Origin of the sequence: Microcoleus sp. Pol12B4 (genome assembly GCF_036701385.1) — a bacterium.
Classification (GTDB): Bacteria; Cyanobacteriota; Cyanobacteriia; order Cyanobacteriales; family Microcoleaceae; genus Microcoleus.
Genome location: NZ_JAUBQR010000136.1, coordinates 17,336 through 18,598 on the forward strand (window position 1 = coordinate 17,336; position 1,263 = coordinate 18,598).

General features: G+C 47.7%; 1 protein-coding gene and 1 pseudogene. Both read left to right on the plus strand.

Going from position 1 to position 1,263, the window contains the following annotated elements; genetic code table 11:
• Nucleotides 1-70 precede the first annotated feature (70 nt).
• Nucleotides 71-799: a Bax inhibitor-1 family protein gene (locus QUA38_RS18500; protein WP_333164253.1), complete on the plus strand. Its 729-nt coding sequence runs from the start codon at nucleotides 71-73 to the stop codon at nucleotides 797-799.
• Nucleotides 800-1,045: 246 nt separating this feature from the next.
• Nucleotides 1,046-1,263 (plus strand): annotated as a pseudogene (locus QUA38_RS18505) (radical SAM protein); the annotation flags it as partial.

Sequence of the window (1,263 nt, forward strand, 5' to 3'; positions counted from 1 at the left end):
TTTTGCAAACAAAGTGTAAAGCTGTCAAAATGATAGATAGCAATTCTCAGCCAAAATTAGGTAAATCCTCGTGAGTAACACTAGCAATTTCCGCGAAGCCGTGCGCGAGGCCAAAAACCACGCGCTGGTAGGCCCGAACGTCATCTCCAACGCTCTCCCCTTCGTGGGCGCCGGACTTGTCTTAACTGCTGTCGGCACCTACGGCGGCCTCGGAGTGATTCGTAACTATCCCGGGATCTTCTTTCCTACATTCATCGCCGCGATCGTCGTAGAATTGATTCTCTTCTTCATCGCCCGCGGTGCCGCCGAACAAGGCAACAAAAACACCGCTTTGCCCCTGCTGGCAACCTACAGTCTGCTTTCCGGCTACACTCTCAGCGGATTGGTATTTACAGCCCTCAGAACCCAAGGCGTCGGCATCTCCGGCATCGCTTTTGCAGCCCTCGGATGCGGCATTACCTTTATCGCCGCCCGCCAAATTGGCTCCAACCTTTCTGAAGAAGACGGCATGGCCCTCACCAAAACTATCAGTTTAGGTGTGATTGCTTTGTTAGTCGTCGTTGGCGGTCAGTTTCTGCTCTCTCTCTTTGGCGTCTACACCCCAACCTGGTTAGAAATTGGCATTTCTGGCATCGGCGTGTTTATATTTGCCGGCGCTGCGATCGTCGATTTTTACATATTACCCCGCAGCTACCGCGACGACCAGTATTTGCCCGCCGCTCTGTCGATGTACTTGACCTACATCAACTTGTTCATTTTCATTCTGCGCCTGCTGATTGCTATCAACAGCCGCGATTAATTGAAACTTTAGCTTAAAAAAAACTGCGGCTCGATCGACATCCGGCCGCGGTTTTTTTTATTAAGATTTGGAATCAAGATAGTAGTCCTCGCCTCCTCTGTCCCTCATACAAAAAACTTATATCATGTTCACAGCGGACAGACATAAGGTATAATTTTAATTTTTAATCACTCAATCAAAACTATTGCTATCTAATTGTGTCGATCGCGATTTCAATATTAATCACAAATTAATTGGGGAAAACTCATGTACTTAAAATATGAAGATATCAGAAGAGTCAGCGTAGAAATTACCTCCCGGTGCAATGCAGCTTGTCCGCAGTGTCCCCGCACCGGCAACCCGATTTTGCCGGGGGCGGAATTAAAGATGGAGGATATTGAGAGAATTTTCCCACAAGAGTTTTGCTCTCAGTTGGATTTGGTGTATATGTGCGGCAACTACGGCGATGCTATGACTAGCAATAC